Annotated in this window: 25 protein-coding genes; 9 read left to right on the plus strand and 16 right to left on the minus strand. The window is 52.6% G+C overall.

The window, feature by feature from the left end; genetic code table 11:
• The first annotated feature begins 211 nt into the window (after positions 1-211).
• Entirely contained in the window at positions 212-1,393 is a 1,182-nt protein-coding gene (locus PSE_RS03385) for a hypothetical protein (protein WP_014283566.1), read from the plus strand.
• Between the two features lie 52 nt (positions 1,394-1,445).
• Here the strand turns inward: PSE_RS03385 and PSE_RS03390 are convergent, their stop codons facing one another.
• A complete protein-coding gene (locus PSE_RS03390; RefSeq protein WP_008548371.1) occupies positions 1,446-2,255 on the minus strand; it encodes an undecaprenyl-diphosphate phosphatase in 810 nt (269 codons plus the stop codon).
• Between the two features lie 149 nt (positions 2,256-2,404).
• Here PSE_RS03390 and PSE_RS03395 point away from each other — a divergent pair, with 149 nt between their 5' ends.
• Positions 2,405-3,097, plus strand: coding sequence for a glutathione S-transferase family protein (locus PSE_RS03395; protein WP_037036498.1), 693 nt, complete (start codon positions 2,405-2,407; stop codon positions 3,095-3,097).
• 20 nt (positions 3,098-3,117) lie between these two features.
• Entirely contained in the window at positions 3,118-4,254 is a 1,137-nt protein-coding gene (queG, locus tag PSE_RS03400; protein WP_014283567.1) for a tRNA epoxyqueuosine(34) reductase QueG, read from the plus strand.
• Between the two features lie 12 nt (positions 4,255-4,266).
• On the opposite strand, the gene PSE_RS03405 is transcribed toward queG, so the two are convergent.
• Positions 4,267-5,181: an oxidoreductase gene (locus tag PSE_RS03405; RefSeq protein ID WP_014283568.1), complete on the minus strand. Its 915-nt coding sequence runs from the start codon at positions 5,179-5,181 to the stop codon at positions 4,267-4,269.
• A 118-nt stretch (positions 5,182-5,299) separates the two neighbouring features.
• On the opposite strand from PSE_RS03405, the gene PSE_RS03410 reads away from it, so the two are divergent.
• A complete protein-coding gene (locus tag PSE_RS03410) occupies positions 5,300-5,989 on the plus strand; it encodes a TetR/AcrR family transcriptional regulator (RefSeq protein WP_014283569.1) in 690 nt (229 codons plus the stop codon).
• Between the two features lie 9 nt (positions 5,990-5,998).
• Here PSE_RS03410 and PSE_RS03415 read toward each other — a convergent pair whose 3' ends face one another.
• The 3 genes from PSE_RS03415 to PSE_RS03425 all read right to left on the minus strand — a co-directional run bounded on the left by PSE_RS03415 (position 5,999) and on the right by PSE_RS03425 (position 8,174).
• A complete protein-coding gene (locus PSE_RS03415) occupies positions 5,999-6,481 on the minus strand; it encodes a helix-turn-helix domain-containing protein (RefSeq protein ID WP_014283570.1) in 483 nt (160 codons plus the stop codon).
• 133 nt (positions 6,482-6,614) lie between these two features.
• Positions 6,615-7,670, minus strand: a complete 1,056-nt coding sequence (hisC, locus tag PSE_RS03420; protein WP_041767900.1) for a histidinol-phosphate transaminase — start codon at positions 7,668-7,670, stop codon at positions 6,615-6,617.
• A gap of 51 nt (positions 7,671-7,721) precedes the next feature.
• Entirely contained in the window at positions 7,722-8,174 is a 453-nt protein-coding gene (locus PSE_RS03425; protein WP_014283572.1) for a MarR family winged helix-turn-helix transcriptional regulator, read from the minus strand.
• Positions 8,175-8,290: 116 nt separating this feature from the next.
• Between PSE_RS03425 and PSE_RS03430 the strand changes: the two genes are divergently transcribed.
• On the plus strand, positions 8,291-8,608 hold the full coding sequence (locus tag PSE_RS03430; RefSeq protein WP_014283573.1) for a DUF1992 domain-containing protein: 318 nt from the start codon (positions 8,291-8,293) through the stop codon (positions 8,606-8,608).
• Positions 8,609-8,641: 33 nt separating this feature from the next.
• Here the strand turns inward: PSE_RS03430 and PSE_RS03435 are convergent, their stop codons facing one another.
• From PSE_RS03435 to PSE_RS03485, 11 genes are all read right to left on the minus strand, one after another.
• Positions 8,642-9,142, minus strand: a complete 501-nt coding sequence (locus tag PSE_RS03435) for an RNA pyrophosphohydrolase (RefSeq protein WP_041767902.1) — start codon at positions 9,140-9,142, stop codon at positions 8,642-8,644.
• Positions 9,143-9,341: 199 nt separating this feature from the next.
• Positions 9,342-10,565: a divergent polysaccharide deacetylase family protein gene (locus PSE_RS03440; protein ID WP_208998076.1), complete on the minus strand. Its 1,224-nt coding sequence runs from the start codon at positions 10,563-10,565 to the stop codon at positions 9,342-9,344.
• Between the two features lie 175 nt (positions 10,566-10,740).
• The gene (locus PSE_RS03445) at positions 10,741-12,075 is read right to left on the minus strand and encodes a S41 family peptidase (RefSeq protein ID WP_041767905.1); all 1,335 of its coding nucleotides are present in this window, start codon (positions 12,073-12,075) and stop codon (positions 10,741-10,743) included.
• The gene (locus PSE_RS03450; protein WP_208608928.1) at positions 12,072-13,448 is read right to left on the minus strand and encodes a murein hydrolase activator EnvC; all 1,377 of its coding nucleotides are present in this window, start codon (positions 13,446-13,448) and stop codon (positions 12,072-12,074) included. The genes PSE_RS03445 and PSE_RS03450 overlap by 4 nt, the downstream gene beginning before the upstream one ends.
• Positions 13,449-13,823: 375 nt before the next feature.
• Positions 13,824-14,306 carry a 23S rRNA (pseudouridine(1915)-N(3))-methyltransferase RlmH gene (rlmH, locus tag PSE_RS03455; RefSeq protein WP_008548248.1) on the minus strand — a complete coding sequence of 161 codons (483 nt, stop codon included), beginning with the start codon at positions 14,304-14,306 and terminating at the stop codon, positions 13,824-13,826.
• 155 nt (positions 14,307-14,461) lie between these two features.
• Complete coding sequence (rsfS, locus tag PSE_RS03460; RefSeq protein WP_014283579.1) at positions 14,462-14,869, minus strand: ribosome silencing factor; 408 nt, start codon at positions 14,867-14,869, stop codon at positions 14,462-14,464.
• 151 nt (positions 14,870-15,020) lie between these two features.
• Positions 15,021-15,698: a nicotinate-nucleotide adenylyltransferase gene (locus tag PSE_RS03465; RefSeq protein ID WP_014283580.1), complete on the minus strand. Its 678-nt coding sequence runs from the start codon at positions 15,696-15,698 to the stop codon at positions 15,021-15,023.
• Entirely contained in the window at positions 15,695-16,996 is a 1,302-nt protein-coding gene (locus tag PSE_RS03470) for a glutamate-5-semialdehyde dehydrogenase (protein ID WP_371260836.1), read from the minus strand. Before PSE_RS03470 ends, PSE_RS03465 begins: the two co-directional genes overlap by 4 nt.
• 46 nt (positions 16,997-17,042) lie before the next feature.
• On the minus strand, positions 17,043-18,173 hold the full coding sequence (gene proB / locus PSE_RS03475; RefSeq protein WP_014283582.1) for a glutamate 5-kinase: 1,131 nt from the start codon (positions 18,171-18,173) through the stop codon (positions 17,043-17,045).
• Positions 18,173-19,219 (minus strand): GTPase ObgE, encoded by a 1,047-nt coding sequence (obgE, locus tag PSE_RS03480; protein WP_008548573.1) that lies wholly within the window; start codon positions 19,217-19,219, stop codon positions 18,173-18,175. The genes proB and obgE overlap by 1 nt, the downstream gene beginning before the upstream one ends.
• A gap of 301 nt (positions 19,220-19,520) precedes the next feature.
• A complete protein-coding gene (locus PSE_RS03485) occupies positions 19,521-20,066 on the minus strand; it encodes a GNAT family N-acetyltransferase (RefSeq protein ID WP_008548525.1) in 546 nt (181 codons plus the stop codon).
• An 867-nt stretch (positions 20,067-20,933) separates the two neighbouring features.
• On the opposite strand from PSE_RS03485, the gene PSE_RS03490 reads away from it, so the two are divergent.
• From PSE_RS03490 to PSE_RS03505, 4 genes are all read left to right on the plus strand, one after another.
• Complete coding sequence (locus PSE_RS03490; RefSeq protein ID WP_008548532.1) at positions 20,934-21,140, plus strand: cold-shock protein; 207 nt, start codon at positions 20,934-20,936, stop codon at positions 21,138-21,140.
• Between the two features lie 209 nt (positions 21,141-21,349).
• Positions 21,350-21,982, plus strand: coding sequence for a TetR/AcrR family transcriptional regulator (locus PSE_RS03495; protein WP_014283584.1), 633 nt, complete (start codon positions 21,350-21,352; stop codon positions 21,980-21,982).
• A 101-nt stretch (positions 21,983-22,083) separates the two neighbouring features.
• Positions 22,084-22,671: an OsmC family protein gene (locus tag PSE_RS03500; RefSeq protein WP_051125870.1), complete on the plus strand. Its 588-nt coding sequence runs from the start codon at positions 22,084-22,086 to the stop codon at positions 22,669-22,671.
• A gap of 244 nt (positions 22,672-22,915) precedes the next feature.
• Positions 22,916-23,506 carry a hypothetical protein gene (locus tag PSE_RS03505; protein ID WP_148266079.1) on the plus strand — a complete coding sequence of 197 codons (591 nt, stop codon included), beginning with the start codon at positions 22,916-22,918 and terminating at the stop codon, positions 23,504-23,506.
• Positions 23,507-23,564: the final 58 nt, after the last annotated feature.

Raw genomic sequence — 23,564 nt, forward strand, 5'->3', positions numbered from 1 at the left:
GCGGGGTTTTTTGTATCTAAAGCTCCTATGCAATCCAGTGCAATGGATTGTCGGAAACGCTCGTTCAAGTTTGATCTAAGCTCCGTTGCTTTGCATAAGCATATATTCACCACCAGTTTTAAAAGCCCTCCTACCTTCATCAGAGTAACGCATAATACGCGATAATGAGGCGTCCCCGTGGAAGCTGAGCCTTCAAGACTGGAATGAGACCATGCCGCTGACCGACTTGACCAAAGAAGAGCACCAATGGGCAGACGATATGCTCAAGCTCCTGCACATCAGTGCAGATGGGAAAGAGGGGGCTGAAAACGGAACTGCATCAGCTGGAACGCCCGCGGATTTCACGCATCTTGAGCAATCTATTTCAGAGCTCAATGCCAAAAGTGACATTCTGAGAAATTACAAGACTCTTAGCTCAAGCTTCAAAAAAATTGAAAAGGCGACACAATCAGCGCTCAAGGCAGCCCTTGCAGCGATCCATGAAAAGAATGAGCAAGCCGTTGGTTCAACCGTTTCCGCTTTGCAAAAGTGCACGTCAGAGCATGCTGGTCTCATCAACGATGCCGAAAGAACGCTTACAGAGCTCTCAGAGGACGTTAGGGGACTGCGGGAAGAGTACAAAGAGCATACCGCCCGCAAAGCAGAGTTTGTGAAGCGTGCGTATTTCAGCAAAGCCAACGCGAAGAAACTCAACAAGTACACATCCGCCTGCGAGGACGTGGACAAGGAACTGAATCAGGCTGAGGCGAGCGTGCAGGCACGTAATATCGATGATGTGAACAAAGCCCTAAAATCCAGCACCAAGAGCCTTCAGAAACTTCGCAAGGAAATGGATTGGTTGGATTCATCTGAAGCCAGCAAACCCCAAAGCAAACGCATGGGCGATGAAAAGCTTCAAGGTGTCCTAACTGCAGATTATGAGAAGAAGAAAGAAAGCTGGCGCCCGCAGGTTTGCTACAATGCAGCGATGAAAGTTGGTGTTATCGAAGGTAACCTACCCGAGTTTATGCGCACCAGCTTGATGGGTGAAACCAAAGTCAATGGATATCCGGAAGGCTACCCTGAGTTGATGGGTGTCTCTTCCAAAACGGTCAAGAAAGAGTTTGATCACACCAAGATCGAGGAATCTGGCATACTCAATTTCTGGGATGATAAAACTGGCCATATTTCTCATACGGCTTATCTACAAAAGACAGATAAGGGCTCTGTCGAGCTTTATCACACCAACTGTCAAACACTGGATATGGCCCTGCTGCGTAAGGATCAGGCCCTTCCTACATCTGGACTTGTTACCCATTACGAGCTCAGCGATCCCGACACACAGACCAAGTTTCAGGAATGGTTGAACAAAGGGTACAGCTTCAAGCACACCCCAGCCTCTGACCTAAAGTAAAAAAGCGCCGCATGACTGCGACGCTTAAAAGATGACCTGTGCGCTTTGCTGATTAGCTCTGTGTCAGGATCAGGCCCAGCAGCCCGAGCCCACCAACAATGATGCGCCACCAACCGAACAGGGCAAAGCCGTGCTTGGAGACGTAATCCAGCAAGCTGCGCACCACAAAGAAGCCCGCAATGAAGGAAGACACCAACCCGATGATGATCAGGGTCCAGTCATCCTGCCCCAACGCGTCTTTGTTCTTCAGGAAGTCAAAAACAAACGCCCCAACCATGGTTGGCATAGCGAGGAAGAATGAGAACTCCGCCGCGGATCGTTTGTCTGTTCCCATCAGCAACGAAGCAACGATCGTTGCGCCGCTGCGGGAAACGCCTGGGATCATGGCCATGCACTGGGCAAAACCAATCTTGATGTAAAGCGACAGCGGATAGTCTTCCACGTTGGTGTAGCGTGCTTGCAAAGGCATTTTGTCAACCAGCAGCATAATGATGCCGCCAAAGATGAGCGTGACACAAACGAGGGCTGGGGTTTCAAACAACACAGCCTTGATGAAATCATAGGCCAGTGCGCCAATCGCTGCTGCAGGCAGGAAGGCAAGCAAAACGCCAATCGTGAAATGCCGCGCTTTTGCACTTGTGGGAAGTGCGACCGCAATTCTGGTGAGCCGTGTGAAGTAGACACTCAGGATCGCGGCAATAGCTCCAAGCTGGATCATCACCTCAAAGGCGCGACCCTCACTCTTAAATCCGATGAAATGCCCGATTAGCAGCAGGTGGCCCGTTGAGGAAACTGGAATAAATTCAGTCAGGCCTTCAATGATGCCGAGCACGAGAGCGCCGACGATACTATCAGTTGTCATTAAACAGTTGTCTCCACGAATTTTCCCCAGATGTCATTGGTGAGGTTGTCCCCGTGTTTTCGTATGGTTTACGGTCTCAAGACTCTTTTGAGACAAATTACATTCCTATAGCAACCTTTTGGTTACAGGTTTGCTCATAAATCAGAACAATGCTCAAGCTCTATCATCATCCTTTCTCTCCTGAATCGCGCTTCGTTCGCTTGGCGCTCGGAGAATATGGAACCCCGTTTGAAACCCAGACGGAGTACCCTTGGGCACGCCGCCATGACTTCCTTATGATGAACCCAGCGGGCACACTCCCCGTTCTGAAGGAAAATGATGGCCCTGCTGTGTGCGGAGCCACCGTTATCATGGAATACTTGGACGAAACTCGCGGCTATGCGATCCCCAACAACCGTTTGCTACCGGATCATCCCGAAGCACGTGCAGAAACTCGTCGTCTCGTCTCTTGGTTTTTGCAAAAATTCCTCTCTGAGGTTATTGGCTACATCGTGCAAGAACGCATTTACAAACAGGAGATGCCGGATAGCCAGGGTGGCGGACAGCCAGACTCAAGCATCCTTCGGGTCGCTCGTGCCAATATGCTGAACCACATGCGCTACATCGGATACCTTGCTGCCACACGAAAGTGGCTGGCTGGTGATCGGCTCACATTCGCTGATCTGGCCGCGGCAAGTCTTCTCTCCTGTGCAGACTATCTTGGTGAAGTTCCATGGTCCGAGGACGAAAACGTGAAGAGCTGGTACGCGCGGATGAAATCTCGTCCGAGCTTCCGCCCAATTCTGACGGACAAGATGCTCGGCATGCCAGCGGCGAAGACCTACGCGGATCTCGACTTCTAAAACCTCACTCTGACACACAGTTGACGGAAAAACAGGCTGCGCGCGTTAAGGCAGATCTGATCAAACGCGCGCGTGCAATCGGGTTTGATGACATCCGCATCACCACAGCGGATGCAATCCCGCTGGCACCAGAACGCTTGCACCACTTCATCGAACAAGGCTACCACGCCACCATGGAGTGGATGCCTGAAACAGAAGTCCGGCGCTCAAGTCCGTTGGAACTCTGGCCGGAAGCCCGGTCTGTCGTCATGCTGGCCATGAACTACGGGCCGGATATCGACCCAATGGAGATGCGTGAAAAGCCAGACAAGGCGCACATTTCTGTCTACGCCCGCAATCGCGATTATCACGACATCATGAAAGGTAAGATGAAGGAACTTGCCAGTCTGCTGGTGTCTAAAGGTGGCGGTGATGTAAAGGTGTTTGTCGACACTGCCCCGGTAATGGAAAAGCCATTGGCTTACTCGGCTGGGCTGGGATGGCAGGGCAAACACTCCAATCTTGTGTCCCGTGAACTCGGCTCCTGGTTCTTTCTTGCTGCAATCTTCTCTACATTGGACCTGCCGCTAGATGAGCCGGAAGTAGATCATTGTGGCAACTGCAAACGTTGCCTCACAGTCTGCCCGACCAAAGCGTTTCCAGCTCCCTATCAGGTGGACGCAAATCGCTGCATCTCCTACTTGACCATTGAGCATCATGGCCCAATTCCGCTTGAGTTCCGCAAGCCAATGGGCAACCGCATCTATGGCTGCGACGACTGTCTCTCTGTATGCCCATGGAACAAGTTTGCCCAATCTGCCAGCGAAGCCAAGCTGCAGGCGCGAGAAGAGCTGATGGAACCAGCCCTTGCAGACCTGTTGCAAATGGATGATCCGACCTTCCGCAAATTCTTCTCAGGATCCCCGGTAAAACGCATTGGCCGCAACCGCTTCATCCGCAACTGCCTCATTGCAGCAGGCAACAGTGCAGAAGAAAAGCTCATTCCTTGTGTGCTCGAACACTTGCGAGATGAAGACGAAACCGTCCGCGCCACCGCTGTTTGGGCCTTGGCTCAACTCGTCTCTGAAGCTGACTTCGAAATGCACAAATCAGCAGCGTTCAAAAATGAGCAGAGCGAAGTGGTACGCACTGAATGGGAGCAGGGCACCTCATCTTAAGGTGCCCGCCAATCAGGCTGCTTTTTCTGTTTGCGGATACTGAAAGCCAGTCAGCTCTTCAGAAATAGCCCAAAGCTTCTCTTGAACGCCCTCATCAACTGCCAACCCGGAAAGTTTGATCGGGCTTGGATTGCCCCAAATGCCAAAGCGTGGCCCCAGGAAGGAGCAGGCCGGCAGGCTTGTATCTGTCGCTGCCATCATCTGTGGGCGGGCACCAAACTCGACCGGTCGTGCCATCGCGCGAGACAGCCAGCCACCAATGCCGATAGACTGCTGCCGCTCCGTCGCCGCAAGGCCGGGATGGGCTGACATGGACTTAGCGGAAGAGCCAGCATCATCAAACCTGCGCTGCAAGGCGAACATAAACAGCAGGTTTGCAAGCTTACTCTCAGCATAGCTGCCGACGCGGGCATACGGGCGCTTTTCCCAATGTAAGTCATCAAAGTTCATCTTTGCAGCTTTGTAAGCGCCACTGGAAACTGTCACCACTCGAGCATCTGGCGTTGCCACCAGTGTTTCAAACAGGAGACCGGTCAAAAGAAAATGCCCCAGATGGTTGGTTGCCATATGCATTTCCCAACCTTCTTTGGTGCGTGCCAGCTCCTTCAGGTTCACCACACCAGCATTGTTGAGAAGAATATCCAGATGCTGATGCTTTGCCGTAAAGCTCAGAGCAAACCGGTGAATGCTGTCGCGGTCAGTCAGATCCAGCGGGAGTACCTCCAGCGATGCAGAGTTAACCTGTTGACGCATACGTGCCATCGCGGCTTCACCCTTCTCGATGGTTCGGCAGGCAATCACCACGTGCGCGCCACGCTGCGCCAGTTCCAGCGTAGACTGGAAACCAAGGCCGATGTTTCCGCCTGTAACCACAGCCGTTTTTCCTGCAAGGTCTTGACTGTTTTTATTATTTGGCTGCTGTTGCAAAGCATCTCTCCTGAGATTGTCAAAATAACAGAACGGCGGTAGTTTATTTGCAGGTTTCTGGGGAGTCAATAACCGACTAGCGGTCGTTTATGTGATGCGCGGAAAGGTGAGAAGAGATATGAGCGAAAAAACAAAAGCTTATCAGCGTGCGAGAACCGCAGAACATTTTGCGGAGCGCGAAAAGATGATCCTGACCGCCACGCGAACACTGATGGATAGGGAAGGTATTGAAAACACGAGTCTTTCCGCCGTCGCGCGCGAAGTTGGCCTCGCAAAATCCAGCCTCTACCGATACTACGAAAGCCGGGAGCAAATCTTAGTCGCTCTACTGCTGGAAGATGCCGATCATATGCTCGCAAGCCTCCAGAAAGCTTTAGGCACACTGAACGGCGACACAGACTTGAAGACTATTGCAGGCATCTGGGCAAAGGTCTGTTGCGATCATCCGCGCCTCTGCCTTTTGGTCAGTCAGCTCTCACCTATTCTGGAACATAACCTCTCAACCGAACGCATTGTTGAGGCCAAGCAGGAGTTTTTACGCCGTCACCGAAAAATGGCAGGGATATTGGGCGCTGTGTTACCCAAGCTAAGCGAAGCTGGCGCGCTTACAGCTGTTCAGTTCGTATTCACGGTGGTTGCTGGGCTTTGGCCGATGAAGGCGGAAAGAAAAAACACGCTGGCAGCTCTAGAACATCCTGATCTCAGCCATCTGAAGGTGAACTTCGAAGACAGTCTGGCAGGCTCAATCGAGCTCTGCCTGCTGGGTGTTCTGGCAAAAGAGCAGAACTGGGTGCCTGAGCTGAAATAGCAGCAGCAATTAATGCCGCCTGCCCATCCGCTTTTCGATCTGACGTTTCTCCCAGTCATCGCCAAACGGATTGAATATCTCAAACACGCTCAGGCCATGGCCGACGACACCAATACCCCAACCTGCGGCAACCCAGAGAAACCAGAGATACCCCGGCGAGGTGAACAGGTTCAGTACCGCCAAAGCTGAAATCATGACGGCATACTGGATCAGGTGCATGTAGAACGAGCGGATGTCCCGCACGTACTCCATGGCCTCCTGCTCTTTCTGGGAGAGTTGCGGCAAAATCCCGTGTGTTCCTGATGGCATGTCCTGGTCCTTCCTGAGATCACCAAAATCCGTGTCCAGAGCAGAGGCAATGCATTTCAGAGTTTCAGGGCTTGCATTCGCACCACGTTCAATGCGCTGTAATGTGCGTGTGCTAATCCCAGCCATATGCGCGAGCTGCTCCTGAGAAAGCCCTTTTTCAATGCGTAGTTTTCTGACAATCACGGACAAATTCCTGTTTTTCAATAGGAAGCAATCTGGAAGTTTCTTAAATAAAACACCACGACAGCAAGCCGACACCGGCACGACATCGCCGTGACAGGCCAGCCAATCAACCGGATAAACGCCGGAACTTCAGTCAGAGTAGCGCCTCTAGCGTGTTTAGCAAAGCATCGCACTCTTCTGTCGTTCCGATGGAAATACGTAGCCAATTACGGATACGCTCTTTCTTGAAATGCCGAACCAGAATGCCTTTCTCCCGAAGCCCAGCCAACAGTTGCTCTGCAGGAACGCTCTCATGAGAGGCAAAGATGAAGTTGGTAGAGGACGGTAGTACCGTAAACCCAAGTCCCTGCATCCTTTCAGTAAGCCGCTCGCGATCAGCCACAATCTGCTCACGCGTTTTCTCAAACCACGCTGTATCGTCCCAAGCGGCTAGAGCCCCAGCCAAAGAGAGGCGCCCAAGCGGATAGGAGTTAAAACTATCTTTGACGCGGTTCAGCCCCTCAATCAGATGCGGCTGCCCAACAGCAAAGCCCACACGCATCCCTGCGAGACTACGGGATTTGGAAAAGGTCTGCACCACCAGCAAGTTGTCACTTTGCGGCACCAGTGCAACGGCACTCTCAGCACCAAAATCGACATAAGCCTCATCAACCAGAACCACCACATCGGGGTTGGCTTTCAGAACGCGCTCAATATCCTGAAGCGGCAGCGCGATGCCGGTCGGCGCATTCGGGTTGGCAATGATAACACCACCGCAAGGCCCCTGAAGCTGATCAAGATTGATGCGGAAATCATCTGTCAGCGCCACCATCCGATGCTCAATAGAATAGAGCTTGCAGTAGGTTGGGTAGAACGCATAGGTGATCTCGGGAAACAGCACCGGGTCTTTGCCGCAGAAGAAGGCATTGAACGCATGCGCCAGCACTTCATCACTGCCATTGCCTGCGAAGATGTGGTCCGCACTCAGCTGGAAGGTAGAGGCAATGCTTTCCCGAAGATCAGAAGCAATAGGGTCCGGATAGAGCCGCAGGGCATCACCCGAAGCATCCTTGATCGCTTCCAGCGCGCGTGGAGAAGGCCCCCATGGGTTCTCATTGGTATTCAGCTTGATAAAGGATTGATGCTTTGGCTGCTCACCCGGTGTGTATGGCTCCAACGCGTGGACAATAGGGCTCCAAAACCTGCTCATTTCTCAATCCAATCTCATGCAAAAAACAACGGCAATCGCTAAAGAGCGAACCTATGACCGTTTAGCCAATGCGTCATTCAGCACGCATTGCATACGGTAGTAAGTCTCAACTTCTTCGTCAGAAAATGACTGCGCGAACTCTTCTACCTTGTTCATCTCAGCGGTGCGAACTTTTTTGATCAGCGTTTTGCCACCAGGTGTCAGGCGATAAAACACGGAGCGTTTGTGCCGAGGGTTGCTCAGCTGCTCCACCATCTTCTTGTCCAGCAATTCTTTGAGCATCTTGGCCACAAACTGCCGCTTCAACTGCAGAAAGTCGGTCAATTCGGGTGCTGTTGCCTGTTCAAGCACCAAAGCTGCTTCCATCACAGCGCGTTGCCCGAGTGTAAGATCCGTGCCTTCCAGATCTGCTTCTACACGCATACTGATCGTCCGCAGCAACGGCCGTGTCATCTGAATGCCCGCATAGAGCAGCTCGGTCTTTGATTCTGGTTTCTTAAGCATATGATTTATCTTGCTTAATATCTACATTTGTCAATTATATTGACAAATTAAAGGTCATCATTTAGGCCTAACCTACACTTTTTCAGTCAGCCCGACAGAAAAATAGGGTGAGAACAATGAGTTTTAAAAGTCTTGCTGAGCGTCAGATCCTGAAAGCACAAGCTGAGGGGCAGATGAGCAATCTGGAAGGGGAAGGCAAACCACTTCCAGCCCGTGCTCCGGGTGCCTATGACACGGCAGCCGGCATGCGGATCATGGCAGACGCTGGCGCTGTTCCGAAAGAGATTGAGCTGAAGAAGGAAATCGACATTCAGCGTAAGGTGGTTCAGGAAGCTGAAGGTACGTCGAACTGGAAAAAAGAAATGGCGAAGCTTGCAGACCTGCAACTCCGCCATGCCATTGAGCAAGAAGCCAGAAGACGGTTCTTCACCTGATCGCGACTACGACTGCAACCGCTAAAACCCGCGTTAAGCCGTAAACTCAGAAAACGCCTCAACCACATCAACATAAACCTGATGCTTGAAGGGTATCACCAGTCCTGGCAAGTTTTCTGCCTTCTCCCAGCGCCATTCACAAAACTCCTGCGCATGGCCATCCGGAGGAGTGAGAATGTTGATCTCACTGTCGTCTCCATCAAAGCGGAAGGCAAACCAGCGTTGGGTCTGGCCGCGATACTTCGCCTTGCGCACCTTGCGTTGAATCTCATCGGGAAAATCATAGGAGAACCAGTCCGGCGCTTCCGCCAGCAGGCTGATGGAGTTGACGGAGGTCTCTTCAAAAAGCTCGCGTTTGGCAGCCTCTAATGGGTCTTCACCCTTATCCAGTCCACCCTGCGGCATCTGCCAAGCATACTCTTCAGGAATAGGCTGCTTATCGCCATAACGTTTGCCGGCCCAGACAAGCCCATCCCGATTGATAAGCATGATGCCAACGCAAGGGCGAAAAGGAAGAGAACTATAATCAGTCATGTCCGGTCCAATGTGCGAATATCTTTAGGCTGCCCCCAGGTGCAGACGGTGCACGCAAGTAGAGACTGCTTGATGAAGGATGAGCATAAACCACGTTCAGGCCTCAGCGCGGCCTGCTCGATGATGTATCCCCGAAAAGTGATCTTGGTTTGCTGTGCTCACTCAAAGCTGTGTTTGAAGGAGCAACAACGCTGCAGATTTAACGTGTTGAATTGATGGCAGAGCTAACTGGAACGAGAGACAGTCCACGCTCTTCCAGCCGTTGAGACCACGCTTCCAACGCATTCAATGTCACCGGAAAGGCCGTCGCAGTCGCAACAGCAATGCCCCGCTGGCGTGCGATGGTTTCCAACTCCAGCAGCTGAGTGCCAATGGCTTCAGCGCTCAGGTTTTGGTCCAGCACAAGATCAGCCTGCACAAACGGCACTTTCTGCGTTCCAGCCACTTGGCCAGCTTTGGAACGAGGGGAGGAGCCATCGTCAACATACATGAGGCCTCGGTCCCGCACCTTGCTCAAAAACTCGTTCATGCGAGTCTCATTCGAGGTGAAGCGATCGCCCATGAAATTCACAAGCCCAACATAGTTGCTGGTTTGCCCAAGAACCCAGGAAAGGCGCTCATCATTCTGCTTCTGATCCAGATTGGTCAGCAGGCTCTGCGGTCCGGCATCATTATCCGGGTAATCAAAGGGCTCCATCGGTGCCTGAAGCAGCACTTCATGGCCGGAAAGGCGTGCAGATTCCATCCAGCTGTTGACGTCGTCCCCATAAGGAGAGAGCCCCAGCGAGATGTCAGCAGGAAGATCCTCAATGGCCTTGATCGTCATATCGGAGTTAAGACCGATACCGTTGATCAGAATAGCAATCCGCGCCTGCGTCAGCGTCGCCGGATTAGGCCGCCGCGCATAAGCATCCAGCGGACGCACCCCTTCAGGAGAAATCTTAGGAAGTGATCCGAACTTGTTCGGCTCAAGAAGCTGTTCAATCGGTTCGGTAGAAAGCGACTCGCTGGAGAAGCCGCCATCCAGCCCCTCATAATCAACGCGGCGTGCTAGGTCGACAAGCGATGTCGGCCCACTGGCCTGATCTTTCAGAGCAGATCCAAGCTGGCGGGAAGGGCGGTAGCTGCCGTCAGGGCCAACACCATTGGCGTCAAACTGTTCCGCTTCAATCAGATCCAGCTGAGAACCATCAGGAAGGTCAACAATTTCAATGTCGCTGGGAGCAACGCCGTCAAGTGCGCTGGAAAGTTCGATGGTTGCCATTGGCTCGCCGCCATTGGGGTCATCAACAATGCCAATCCAGATGAAGCCGGTGGTGAAAATGACAGTCATGATGGCGACGCCAATCAGGCCGAGCGGCAATCGCCCGATGCTCCGACGCTTGTTCATTCCAAGCGGAGCTGTCAAATCGCTCCTAACCATTGGTGCCCCCACCCTGTCATAAAATTCCGCCGCGCCAAACGAAGGTTCAGCGCGGCGTACAATATCACTTTATAGCATATCCCTGAAATGTAGCTACCGGTTTTCGGAGCGGCATATGCCTGAAATCAAACAGTTAGGCCCCGAGCAATTCAGATGAACTGCCCGGGGCTCTAAATCATTTAGATGTGTTAGCTGCACTATCTGCACTTGGTGGGAAGGCTGCATCAGTCTTCTCACCGCGGAGCAGGGCTTTCGCCAGATTCAGCTGCACGTCTTTGTCTTTGTCCTGTGGCACGTAAGCCTGGCTACCAGAACCTTCATCGCCTTCTTCAGCCTGAAGGTGGCCACGAAGACCAGCTTCGCCTTTGGTTTCTGCACGGCCCTTCAGCTCATCTGGCAGTTCCTGCAAGGAGACAATGTCAGGGCGGATACCCTTCGCCTGAATGGAGTTGCCGGAAGGCGTGTAGTAGCGTGCAGTTGTCAGGCGGATAGCGCCATTCGCACCCAGTGGAATAATGGTCTGAACAGAACCCTTACCGAAGGAACGTGTGCCAAGAATGGTCGCACGGCGATGATCCTGCAATGCACCAGCCACAATCTCGGAGGCTGAAGCAGAACCGCCGTTCACCAGAACGATCACAGGCGCACCTTCAGTCAGGTCACCATTGCGAGCATTGTAGCGCTGGGTTTCCTCAGCATTACGGCCACGGGTAGAAACGATTTCACCGCGGTTCAGGAACGCGTCAGAAACAGCAATTGCCTGATCCAGCAGACCACCCGGATTGTTGCGCAGATCCAGCACAAAGCCCTTCAGGTTGTCCTCGCCGATTTCAGCGGTCAGCTCATCAACAGCGGTTTCCAGACCGTCAAAGGTCTGTTCGTTGAACTGGGTGATGCGGATGTAACCGATGTCTTCCTCTTTGTTCCAGCGAACAGAGCGAATGCGGATCACATCACGGGTGATTGTAATATCGGTCGGCTCGTTCAGGCCTTCACGACGAACGGTGATGGTAATGTCTGTATTAACCAGCCCGCGCATCTTCTCGACAGCTTCGTTCAAGGTAAGGCCCATAACCTGTTCCCCATCAAGATGGGTAATCAGGTCACCTGCCTGAACGCCAGCTTTAAATGCCGGAGTGTCATCAATTGGAGCGACAACTTTCACAAGGCCGTCTTCCATGGTCACTTCAATGCCAAGCCCGCCAAACTCACCGCGGGTCTGTACCTGCATATCGCGGAAGCTCTTTGGTGGCAGATAGCTGGAATGCGGATCAAGGCTTGTGAGCATGCCGTTGATGGCGGTTTCGATCAGTTTGGAGTCTGCTGGCTCCTCAACATAATCAGAGCGTACACGCTCAAATACATCGCCAAACAGATTAAGCTGATTGTACGTATCAGCAGACGCAGCTGAAGCTGGTTCAGTAAATCTGAATGGGGCCTGAGAGTATGTTACGACCGCCGTAGCCCCCATGACCACGCCAACCAGCAAAAGCGATGCTTTCCGTATCATCCGCGAACCTTTTCGTTTTCGGCGCGTGACCACCATGGGTTGGGGTCGATTGCAGTGCCGTCTTTCCTGAATTCTACATATAAAACCGGCTGGTCCAAACTAAAATTAAGGTTATTAGCGCTCGCAAGGCGCGTTTCTCCCATTTTAGCGATTGGCTCTCCAGCTAGAATAAACTGCCCTAACTCCACCATGACGTTGTCCAGACCGGACAAAAGCACATGGTATCCGCCGCCTGCATTAACAATTACCATCTGCCCGTATGAGCGGAAATCCCCTGCATACACCACCCAACCATCAGTGGGGGAGGTGACCTGGGCATTCGGGCGTGTCGCAATGGATTGGCCAGTGGTTACGTTACCAAATCCATCTGCAACCCCAAAGTCTTGCAGGAGCGTGCCGGAAACCGGATCAGGCAACAGCCCAAGGGTCTCCGAAAAAGCAACAGCCGGTTTCAACCGGCTCGGATCAGCAAACGGATCTCCGGAAGCAATCCGGTTCTGCCGCTCAATGTCCGCAAGCCGCGCTGCTTCTGCTGCCCGGCGGCTGCTTTCCACTTCTCGCTCAAGGTTAGCAAGCAACTCTTTCAAAGAGGTTGCCTTTTCGGCAAGTTCCCTGGCGCGAGCCTTCTCGGCTTCCAGCGCTGCAAGGCTTTCCTGCCGTGCTGCCTTCTTCTTTTCTAAAAGCAATTCAACACGATGGCGCTCCTCCGCCATCTGTATTGCACCACTTCGAACCCTGTTGCGCTCTGCTTCAATTTTTGCTCGAAGCCGAGACAATTCAGCAAGATCACTTGCCAGTGCTTCCGCCTCAATCCGCACTTCCGGCATGATTGAGTTCAGCAGGATCGCACTGCGCACCGCGCCAAGAGCATCCTGAGGACGAACGACCATGGCTGGCGGCGGGCGATGCCCGATCCTTTGCAAAGCACTTAAAACTTCAGCTAAAACATCTTTACGTTCATTCAATGACGCACGTACAGATTGTTCATTTTTTCTATGGCGACCCAACCGGGCTTCGGTGGCTTCCAGCTGATTTTCCAGCTTCTTCATGCGCTCACCGGTGCGGATCAGCTCACCGCTCAGGCTCTCACCATCCCGCTCCAACGCACGAATAGACCGTTGAATTTCCTCCCGCTTCTCTTTGGAAAGCGAGATGTTCTGGTTCAGATCACGAAGCTCTTTCTCTCGTGCCTGCTTCTGGCGCAATGCCTCAGCAGCCGGATCTTCAGGATCAATCGCATCCTTCTCAATTTTAAAGGAGACGTTCGTCAGTTTTTGCGCAGTACTTTGCAGCGGCAACGCAAAGGCAGCCACAAAAAACAAGGCAAAGCTTGTCAGCAATTGGAGGAGCAGATTTCCCCTAAAACGCAACAACTGAACTCCCAAAGTGCAGCGCTGAGCAAAACGCTGACTTTCTTCAATACTATGGCGTATTCCCGATAGGTGGTCCCGGTTTTCGGGCAAGAATACGCTTTAACAAAGTGTTAGAGCATGATGCGCGTACGCAGCTTGCTCTAAACGTCGACGCAGACCAATCCTGTAGAAAAACAGGCACACGGCCTCAAAGTTAACGCCGAGGATAATGCTCCACACAGCGTTAAGGAAGTGTCAACCACGTTGCAGGCTTAGCGACTTCCAGTAAAAACATCAATATCCACGATGCGCAAACAGCCCAGCCACCCGGAATGGGCAAGCAGAAAACACAGTTGGTCGATGATCTTGGAAAAAGAAAGGCAACCCCCACGCCAATCACGCGCGGTGGTAGGGATGTCCAGTTAAAATTGTGATGGCGCGGTAGATTTGCTCGCCGCACATGATGCGGACCAGCTGGTGGGGCCATGTCATGGAGCCGAGGGCCAGCTTCAGGTCGGCGCGTTGCAGCAGCGCCTGTCCGTGCCCGTCTGCACCGCCAATGGCGAGAACCACGTCAGAGATGCCCTGATCAGCCCAGCCGCCAACCTTTTTGGCAAAGGCCTCACTGGAAAGTGCCTTGCCGTGCTCATCCAGTGCAATAAGGATCGCGCCGGAAGGAAGCGCATTGAGCAGAAGTTGCGCCTCTTCGTCTTTTCTGTCTTGCGTGCGGGATGCCCGGCTCTCTGAAAATTCAACCACGGACACGGAGGTGATGCCAACGGAACGGCCAGCTTTTCGAGCCCGGTCCAGATAGCGTTCGTACATGTCCTTTTCCGCGCCAGCTTTCATTTTGCCAACGCAGGCAATCGTGACTTTCATAAAGTCTCCGGGTTTAGTTCAGAGTTGCCCGCAAGAAGATCTCATGCAGATGGTTCAACACCTGCATCAGCGGCAATTGTCCAGACTCCCTCATTCCCTGAAAGGGCAGAGAAACTGGATACTGCAATACTCAGTGCTTCAAAGAAGCACTGATACTATCCGATGAACTGCGTTGGTGCAGAGCTATCCGCAGACCACATCTTTTCTACATTGTAGAAACTGCGGACTTCTGGGCGGAAAATGTGAATGATTGCATCACCGATATCGATGAGCACCCAGTCACAATGCGGCATACCCTCTACGCGAGCGTTACCGTAGCCAGCATTTTTCAGATCACGGAGCAAGTGGTCAGCAACAGCGCCCACATGGCGGTGAGAGCGGCCAGAAGCCACAACCATGTGATCAGCCAATGCAGACTTGCCAGCCAGATCGAGTGATACGATGTCCTCAGCCTTGGAATCTTCCAGACTGTTGAGGATCAGTGCAAGCACATCCCCATCCTTGGTGGGATCGTGCGATTGAAGAGGAGCGATGGTGTCCGTCCCTTCATGTTGAGTTGTCATGGTCAGCTTAAGAGCCCTCGCCATGGTTAGAGAAAGCAGTAGTCTGCTGTTAGAGAAAGCTTGAAATGCACAAACTCAAGCCTTCCGTCAAGAAGAATACTCAGGTCCCTATGGCATTTTCAAGACACTAGTTTCCGCAAAAAGCGCAAAGTTACCCTGGGGTGTGTCCTCTATTCCTCAGTAGAGTGGAAGAGGTTTCGTCCAGCGGACCGCGTAAAATAGTCCAGCACGGGGCTTTGCACTCAGGCAGTTGGTCTGCACTTTTTTCTTTTAGTTGAGCAAAGGCATACCGTTGGCAAACTTGAGCGGAAAGCGACGAAAGGGTCGCTTTGGGCCGGTCAACAATTGCCACCGGCACCCCTTCTATAATGCTCTGCCAGTTTTGCCAATGGTGAAAATTGGAGAGATTGTCCGCACCCATCAGCCAGACAAACTTGAGATGCGGGCGCCGCACCTGCAGTTGCTGAACAGTGCTTGCAGTGTAGGAGGTGCCCAGCACTTTTTCAAAGGCGGTCACCTTCATCTGTGGGTGCCGCGCAAGGTCTTTAACCGCAGCAACGCGCTCTTCTAAGGGTGCTAAATCACGATGAGATTTGAGCGGGTTGCCCGGAGTAACCAGCCACCAGACCTGATGCAGCTTCAAGCGCCGCAGAGCAGTTTCCGCCACAAGCAAGTGGCCGGGATGCGGGGGATTGAACGACCCTCCAAACAAACCAATGCGATTTCCATCAGCCGCATAGGGAAGGCGCATCCAGTCCGGCTGCACGTTCCCCAACTTGCCCCAAAGCTTACCGTGATTTTCTATCGCGTGCGGTTTGGTGTTCGTCATGGACGTGTTTGGCCGTTCCCGCGAACAACGTATTTGAAGCTGGTCAGCTGCTCAACACCAACCGGACCACGCGCATGCATGCGGCCTGTTGCGATGCCAATTTCAGCACCCATGCCAAACTCACCGCCATCGGCAAACTGTGTGGATGCATTGTGAAGAACAATCGCTGAATCCACCTGAGCGAAGAATTTGCGGGCTGCAATCTGATCTTCAGTGATGATGCAGTCGGTGTGGTTGGAACCATAGGTACCGATATGCTCGATCGCTTCTTCCAGACCACCAACAATCTTCACTGAGATGATTGCGTCCAGATACTCGGTTGACCAGTCGTCCTCTGTCGCCTCAGAAGCGGTCGGGCACAGCATCATGACTTCTTCATCACCGCGGATCTGGCAGCCCATCTGCTGAAGGGCTGCAAGAATTGGCGGCAGAATGGTTGCCGCGACAGCTTCATCAACGAGAAGGGTCTCAGCAGCGCCGCAGATACCTGTTCGGCGCATCTTGGAATTGACGACAATGTCGATCGCCTTATCCAGATCGGCCTTCTTGTCGATGAAGATGTGAACCAGACCCTCAAGGTGCGCAAACACTGGCACGCGGGCTTCATCCTGAACGCGGGCAACAAGGCTCTTGCCACCACGTGGAATGATCACGTCCAGATTACCATCCAGCCCCTTCAGCATCTCACCAACAGCCGCACGGTCTTTCACCGGCACAATCTGGATCGCATCAACTGGCAATCCAGCATCCGCAAGGCCATCCTGCAAGGCTTTGTAGATTGCGAGGTTGGAGTTGATGGTGTCAGAACCGCCACGCAGCACAACCGCATTACCTGCTTTAAGGCACAGAGCACCAGCATCTGCAGTCACGTTCGGGCGGCTTTCATAAATCACGCCAATCACACCAAGAGGCGTGCGCACGCGGGAAATGTCCAGACCATTTGGACGCTGCCACTCAGCAATGGTGGAGCCAACAGGATCGTCCAGCTTTACAATGTCTTCCAGCGCGCAGGCGATTGCCTCAATGCGCTCTTCATTCAGCGTACCGCGATCAATGAACGAAGCCAGCTGGCCATTGGCCTTCATGCTCTCCAGATCAACAGCATTCGCTTTCAGGATGTCCGGGGTTGCAGCGCGAACGGCAGCAGCCATCGCTTCCAGGCCTTTGTTCTTCTGGCTTGTGGGGGCAATTGCAAGAACACGTGCAGCAGCGCGCGCTTTCTTGCCAATGGTTGCCATCAGGTCGCGAACATTGGTGTTGTCCGCATTTGCCACTTCAGAAGTATTCAGCATCTGCAAAACCCTTAAGTCATCACTGGTTGAACTTGCTCAACCTAAACAGTTTCTATGAATTGTCCAAATCAGATGTAGAGAGCACAAGGTCGTCCGTATGGATCATCTCAGCGCGTCCCGGGTAGCCAACAATGGCTTCAATTTCCTTGCTGTTGCGTCCAATGATGAGAGAGGCCTCACCATAATCGTAGGCAACAAGGCCGCGCCCCACATCATGGCCGTCCGCATCAACAATGCGCACCGCATCACCACGGGTGAAAGTGCCTTCCACCTTGGTCACACCAGCTGGCAACAAGCTCTTGCCAGCCTTCACGGCCTTCAGTGCACCTGCATCCAGTTGGATGGTGCCATGCGGCTTCAGGTGGCCGCTGATCCACGTCTTGCGAGCGCGGGATGGAGAAGATGGGGCAGGGAACCATGTGGCTCGTGCGCCGTTCTCAATCGCATCCAGCGGGTTCAGCGTCTTGCCGCTGGCAATGATCATCGTGGTGCCTGCGCTCTGCGCAATCTTGGCCGCGTCGATCTTGGTCTTCATGCCGCCGGATGAAAACGCCGAGCCAGGTGCACCAGCCATCGCCTCAATCTCCTGCGTCACCTGAGGGACCTCAGGCAGGAAAATAGCATTCGGATCAGTCTGCGGAGCGGCAGTGTAAAGCCCGTCCACGTCAGAAAGCAGCACCAGCAGGTCCGCACTTGCCATGGTCGCCACACGGGCGCCCAGACGGTCGTTGTCACCATACCGGATTTCAGAGGTCGCGACGCTGTCGTTCTCGTTGATGATCGGCACAGCACCCATCTTGAGCAGAGTGCTGATTGTCTCACGTGCATTGAGATAACGGCGGCGCTCTTCTGTGTCGCCAAGGGTTAGCAGGATCTGACCAGCCGTCAAACCACGCGCACCGAGGATTTCAGAGTAAGCCTGAGCAAGTGCAATCTGGCCCACGGAAGCAGCGGCTTGCGCCTGCTCCAGCTTCAAGGGGCCAGCGGGCAAACCAAGCACACCACGACCAAGAGCAATAGAACCGGAGGAAACCACCAGAACTTCTTTTCCAGCTTCGGAAAGAGCCTGCAGATCATCCGCCAAAGATTCCAGCCACTCCCACTTCAACCGGCCATTTTCTACCAGTAGGGCAGAACCGATTTTTACGGTGATGCGCTTATAGTCGCTCAGACTTCGGGCCATTATGGGCGCCACTCCTCGATTCCATCAGAAGGAACGGAATTAGCCTCTTCTTGCTTATCCTTGTCAATGGCACGAATGATCATTCGCTGCGCAGTGTCGATGTTCTCACCACTGGCCGAAGAAATAATCAATGGTTTCTGCCCGCAAGCCTCTTCCAGTGACTTAAAGCGCTCCTCACGAAGCTCATCAGTAAGCGCATCTGCTTTGGAAAGGCAAACAATTTCAGGCTTCTCGTCCAGGCCATGGCCATAAGCTTCCAGCTCACCGCGAATGGTGCGGTATGCATCGCCCGGATCTTCCTCGCCAGAGCCGTCCACCAGATGCAGCAGTACGCGGGTACGTTCCACGTGACCAAGGAAGCGGTCGCCCAGACCATGCCCTTCATGAGCACCACGGATAAGACCCGGAATGTCAGCCAGCACAAAGCCGCGACCGTCCAGCTCACAAACACCAAGGTTTGGATGCAGCGTAGTGAACGGATAGTCCGCAATCTTCGGACGGGCCGCAGATACAGCAGAAAGGAAGGTAGACTTACCCGCGTTCGGTAGACCAACAAGGCCAGCATCCGCAATCAGCTTCAGGCGCAGCCAGATCCACTTCTCTTCGCCTTCCTGACCAGGGTTCGCGTGACGCGGTGCCTGGTTGGTAGAGGTTTTGAAGTGCGCGTTACCAAAACCGCCGTTACCACCGCGCATAAGCAGCAGGCGCTGACCTTTCTCGGTCAAATCAGCAACAACGGTTTCGTTGTCTTCTTCCAGAATTTGGGTGCCCACTGGCACGCGCAGCACAACATCGTCGCCTTTAGCGCCGGTTCTGTTGCGGCCCATGCCGTGCATGCCGATTTTCGCTTTGTAGTGCTGCGCATAGCGATAGTCGATCAGCGTGTTGAGGCCTTCAACGCACTCAACCCACACATCACCACCACGGCCACCATCACCACCGTCGGGTCCACCTTCGGCAACATATTTCTCTCGGCGGAAGCTGACGCTACCCGCGCCACCATCGCCAGACTTTACAAAGATCTTTGCCTGATCGAGGAATTTCATTTTATTCTCTTTCGTCCACCTGTGACGTTCTTTGGAGGACGTCATAAAGCCCTATTGCGCTCCCGCCAAGGGTGGAACAGCAAATCTGGCTAATTTTGTTGCTCTGCGTACCCCCGAAAAGTGTCTTGCGGTTTTCGGACAAGAGTACGCAACTTGAAAAAGCGTACTCCCGAAAAGTGCTTCGCGGCTTCCGGGTTACTGTACGCTGGGTGTTTCAAAGTACGCGCTGAAACAGCCAAAAGGCTCGCGAACATCAATTCACGAGCCTTTCGAAATGAAGATAAGCTGAGATGGGAGAGTTTTAGGCTGCAATCGCCTGCATGGATGCCCATCTGTCCCGGGTCAGTGTGACCGTCGTATAATCCATTTCGATGTCGCCGCGTGCGCGGTTCTTTTCTTTGGTCTCTCCGGTAACCTCAAACCCGTTCTTCTGAAGCACATTCAGAGACTTCGGGTTGATGGTGAACAGACCGGTGTTCATTGCACCCGCTTTCAGCTGGTTGAACACATAATCACAAACCAGATTGGTTGCTTCACTGGCATAGCCCTTGCCCCAGTGAGACTTCGCCAACCAGTAACCGAGGTGAGGCACTGTCGAAACATTGCGAATGCCGATCACGCCGACCAGACCTTCACCGTTGTCGATGACCCAGTTGATTTCTTCGCTATGCGGTGTGGTGCGGCAGTGGTCAAACCACCAGTCGCCATCATCCTTGGTGTAAGGATGCGGAACCACGGTCAGCATCTTGCTCACGTCGAAATCGTTCAGAAACTCGTTATGAATATCAAAATCACCCTCGCGAAAATCGCGTAGGATCAAGCGCTCGGATTGCAACTCCGGGAACATGACAAACTCTTCTTATTCTTCTTGGAGCGCTTGGCTTATTTTTGCTGGCGCTCTTAGTTCAAGTACACGAAGATAGCGTCAAGCCCGTCAGTCCACATGCCTGCAACGCGCCGGTGCTATCCAAACCACGCTTCAAGTTCCTGAATTTCAAATCTCTGAGTGCGATACGCAGCCAAAAAACTGGTGGATGATCAATCAGATGGACGAGGGAGCAAAAGGCTGTTGCCGCAACCTTGCTCAAGACCCTTATCCTGCCATCTGCTGAAAGTCGCGGAACGCATAAACTGTCGCGCCAGCCAGTACAGAATGAGCAAGACCCATCTTCAATCTCCCTGATCCACATAGAACCAGCAGGAACATGAAGGTGATCAGCACCTGCGCTTCGCTTCATACTGAAGGAAACCGGCCAGGTAACAGTATCTTGGAGATTTCAAAATCCGAGAGGAACTTTAAAAGCTTGGGGGCGGTCAGTATCTCGGACAGAACCCGATTGCAAGCACTTAGAACGTGTTTTTGGAAATTTTTTCACTGAGTGAGGATTATTTGAGTATGCCGATGCGCATCCCTGCATCTCTCAAAGAAGAAAAACCGCCTACAGGCCTTGTGTGTGAAGATCAAGACCTTAGTGAAAACCCCAAAGAAAATCTTAGGAAAGAGTTCAGCACACCCACATTGTGCGTATGAAAAATGCGTGAGCTTCGCTCTTTATGAAATGCCGGGCTTTACTTGAGGGTAAATATATGGAATGCCCTCTGTACGTTAAGACTATCGACTCCCTGTCTCCTTATGGCGTCAGTGCACTCGATTTTGCCCTGACGCTAAAGCTGCTTGCATGTCGCAACAGCATATCCAACAGGAGATATCACGATGGCTAAAGGCACCGTGAAATGGTTCAACACCACCAAAGGTTTCGGTTTCATCGCACCTGAAGATGGAAGCAAAGACGTATTCGTTCACATCTCAGCTGTAGAGCGCTCCGGTCTTTCCACTTTGGCAGACGGCCAGGAAGTGACCTTTGAACTGGAAACAGGCCGTGACGGCCGCCAGAGCGCTGTAAACCTCGAAACCGTATAATTCGAGCGACACAGTTTCCAAAAAGAGAGCGTAGCAATACGCTCTCTTTTTTGTTTGGAGTTCACTCCGAACTTTGGGAACCGATCTTGAGAGTATCGATTGAGCTACTCACGAGTTCCCAACCTGCCCACTTCGTTTCTTCTTGCCAATCCACTCAGAAGCTAGTGTAAGGTACGGTATCGTACTTGTCTGAGAGTTGGAAGCATTGCATGGAAACGGAAAAAAAGGTGTCACGTGGCGAGAAGCGCAGAAATGAGCTTCTGGAAATAGCAACTGACACGATTATCGAACTTGGCTATGCCAACACCTCGATGGATGAGATCGTCAGGCGTGCCCGCGCCTCCAAAACTACGGTCTACAGACACTTCAAAAACAAAGAAGCAATGCTGGCAGAGATTGTCAGCAACCTGTCGGAAGGGCCAGTCCTCTCGATCAAGCCTCTGGATTCTCATGCTGATGGCGGATCTCTTCAGGAGCTGGAAGAGACCCTCTTTGTCTTTGGTAAAGCAGTGTTGACTCTCATCTATGATGACAGAACCTTAGGACTTTGGCGCATGCTCATTGGAGAGGGCAGTCGCGCGCAGCATATCACGAAGTCCTTCTTCCAGCTGGGCCCCAAGCGCGCAAGCTCCAGCATCGCACAGCAACTGCAACTCGCCAATGAGCTTGGAATTATCTCAGTTGAACACGCCGAAAAAGCAGCAAGCATTTTCATGGGCATGCTGCGCGAAGACACGCACCTTGCGTTGCTATTGGGCGTTCAGTCAGCACCGAGTGATGAAGAAATTTCATCTCATGTTCGCCAATGCGTACGCGACTTCATGAAAGCTCACAAGGCCTAGCTGCACCCACGTGGAGGCAGCTCGAAACTTGCGAAGCTTGACGAAAGCGATTTTTATCTGATAAGTGTACGATACAGTATCGTACACTTATGGAGGTAGAGATGCTTGACAATAACACTGTTGCACATTCCATCGTAACTCGCGCCGAGGCCATGCCAACGCCGCAGCACATCAGCCTGAACAAAGTCAGAAAGTCAAAAGACGGTCTGGAGCTTGAGGTTGATTTCATCGCTGAGCTCACAGGCGATGGCCTGGTCAAGAGTGGCGTGGTGCAGCCCAACGTTCCCGGTTTCGGCGCTTTTGAACTCCTCTGCGACGAAGGCTCATCCATCGGTGGAGCTGACACCGCTCCCGCTCCGCTATCTTATCTCGCAGCTGGTATAGGCTTCTGTTTGCTGACCCATGTGCATGGGCTGGCCCAGTCCCGGAAGCTGAACATCTCCTCCATCAAGCTGGAGCAGAAGATGAAGTTCCAATCCAAAATTCCGGGAATGACGGCTGAAGAGGGCTCGGAAATGCTTGGTGTCTCGAAAGGTATCGAGACCGTCATCATTATCGAGTCGCAAGAAGATCCATCGCTGATCGCTTTACTCGTGGAGGCAAGCGAGAAGGCCTGCATGGCACTTCAAACTGTCGTAAACGCAATTCCGTCATCGACCACAATCATCAACAATGGCCAGAAACTCTGAGCCAGACCTGATGTGCAGGGCTGCCTGTAAACTGAAATAGCTTAAGAGGCAGCCCTCTACTCCAACTCACCTTCTTAACATTGAAGCAGAGAAGGGCGAGGGAAACACAATGATGTCCTCGAAAAATCCCACCTACTATCCCACTATGTTCCGTAACCAGCTGATGGCGACAATTGTCTGGGCCCAGCTCTTCGTTCTCTATTGCATCGCGCTTCTGGCTTTCAGCACGCAGAATGAAAGCCATATGTTCTGGGCTGATCCATTTATCAAGATCATACCAATCTACGCCTCAACCTGGCTTGTCATTTTCATGTCTCTGATTTTGGGCTGGTATTGCTTCAAAAAGCTAGGCTGGGCAGGTTTGAAAAGGCACACACCTGTCACGCAGATTATTGCCGGAGCAGGCACAGCGGTCATCGTGACTTGCATAATTTGGAGCATCTTCGGAAGCAAACTGCCGGACTTTGTTCCAGCCGAGGAAAGCTCACGCCCCGGTTTCCTCTTTGGTATGGTTGCCGGATACGGTGAGGAACTATTGTTCCGCATGCTGATCAGTGCACCTGTCTTCTTTGGCATGTTCAGGCTGCTGGCAGGTGTAAAGCACATCTATCGTGTGTTTTGGTCGGCATTAACTGCGGTTCTTATCGCTGCGATTGCCTTTGTTATCTTTCACGAGCTAGGTGAAACAGATCACACATTGATGTGGAACTTAATTGCCACCCGCATGCTTGTGCCCGGACTGATTATGGGGAGCCTGTTTTTCTTGCTTGGGCCGGGTTTTGTTATTTTTATGCATGCCTCAATGCACATAATGATACCGCTGCTGTTTAACTGATTGTTTCACTATCAGTTATTCCATTGAGCAAGTGAAGCGACCTGTCGCGTGCATGCTT

It is taken from the genome of Pseudovibrio sp. FO-BEG1, assembly GCF_000236645.1.
Classification (GTDB): Bacteria; Pseudomonadota; Alphaproteobacteria; order Rhizobiales; family Stappiaceae; genus Pseudovibrio.

Coding starts and splice junctions, on each gene's coding strand:
- PSE_RS03465 (WP_014283580.1), bottom strand. CDS start 15,698: ATGACGAACACCAAACCGCACGCGATAGAAAATCACGGTAAGCTTTGG.
- PSE_RS03395 (WP_037036498.1), top strand. CDS start 2,405: ATGCTCAAGCTCTATCATCATCCTTTCTCTCCTGAATCGCGCTTCGTT.
- PSE_RS03385 (WP_014283566.1), top strand. CDS start 212: ATGCCGCTGACCGACTTGACCAAAGAAGAGCACCAATGGGCAGACGAT.
- PSE_RS03440 (WP_208998076.1), bottom strand. CDS start 10,565: ATGGTTAGGAGCGATTTGACAGCTCCGCTTGGAATGAACAAGCGTCGG.
- PSE_RS03435 (WP_041767902.1), bottom strand. CDS start 9,142: ATGACTGATTATAGTTCTCTTCCTTTTCGCCCTTGCGTTGGCATCATG.
- PSE_RS03430 (WP_014283573.1), top strand. CDS start 8,291: ATGAGTTTTAAAAGTCTTGCTGAGCGTCAGATCCTGAAAGCACAAGCT.
- PSE_RS03495 (WP_014283584.1), top strand. CDS start 21,350: ATGGAAACGGAAAAAAAGGTGTCACGTGGCGAGAAGCGCAGAAATGAG.
- hisC (WP_041767900.1), bottom strand. CDS start 7,670: ATGAGCAGGTTTTGGAGCCCTATTGTCCACGCGTTGGAGCCATACACA.
- PSE_RS03500 (WP_051125870.1), top strand. CDS start 22,084: ATGCTTGACAATAACACTGTTGCACATTCCATCGTAACTCGCGCCGAG.
- rlmH (WP_008548248.1), bottom strand. CDS start 14,306: ATGAAAGTCACGATTGCCTGCGTTGGCAAAATGAAAGCTGGCGCGGAA.
- PSE_RS03410 (WP_014283569.1), top strand. CDS start 5,300: ATGAGCGAAAAAACAAAAGCTTATCAGCGTGCGAGAACCGCAGAACAT.
- PSE_RS03505 (WP_148266079.1), top strand. CDS start 22,916: ATGTTCTGGGCTGATCCATTTATCAAGATCATACCAATCTACGCCTCA.
- rsfS (WP_014283579.1), bottom strand. CDS start 14,869: ATGACAACTCAACATGAAGGGACGGACACCATCGCTCCTCTTCAATCG.
- proB (WP_014283582.1), bottom strand. CDS start 18,173: ATGGCCCGAAGTCTGAGCGACTATAAGCGCATCACCGTAAAAATCGGT.
- PSE_RS03490 (WP_008548532.1), top strand. CDS start 20,934: ATGGCTAAAGGCACCGTGAAATGGTTCAACACCACCAAAGGTTTCGGT.
- PSE_RS03425 (WP_014283572.1), bottom strand. CDS start 8,174: ATGCTTAAGAAACCAGAATCAAAGACCGAGCTGCTCTATGCGGGCATT.
- PSE_RS03445 (WP_041767905.1), bottom strand. CDS start 12,075: ATGATACGGAAAGCATCGCTTTTGCTGGTTGGCGTGGTCATGGGGGCT.
- PSE_RS03390 (WP_008548371.1), bottom strand. CDS start 2,255: ATGACAACTGATAGTATCGTCGGCGCTCTCGTGCTCGGCATCATTGAA.
- obgE (WP_008548573.1), bottom strand. CDS start 19,219: ATGAAATTCCTCGATCAGGCAAAGATCTTTGTAAAGTCTGGCGATGGT.
- PSE_RS03485 (WP_008548525.1), bottom strand. CDS start 20,066: ATGTTCCCGGAGTTGCAATCCGAGCGCTTGATCCTACGCGATTTTCGC.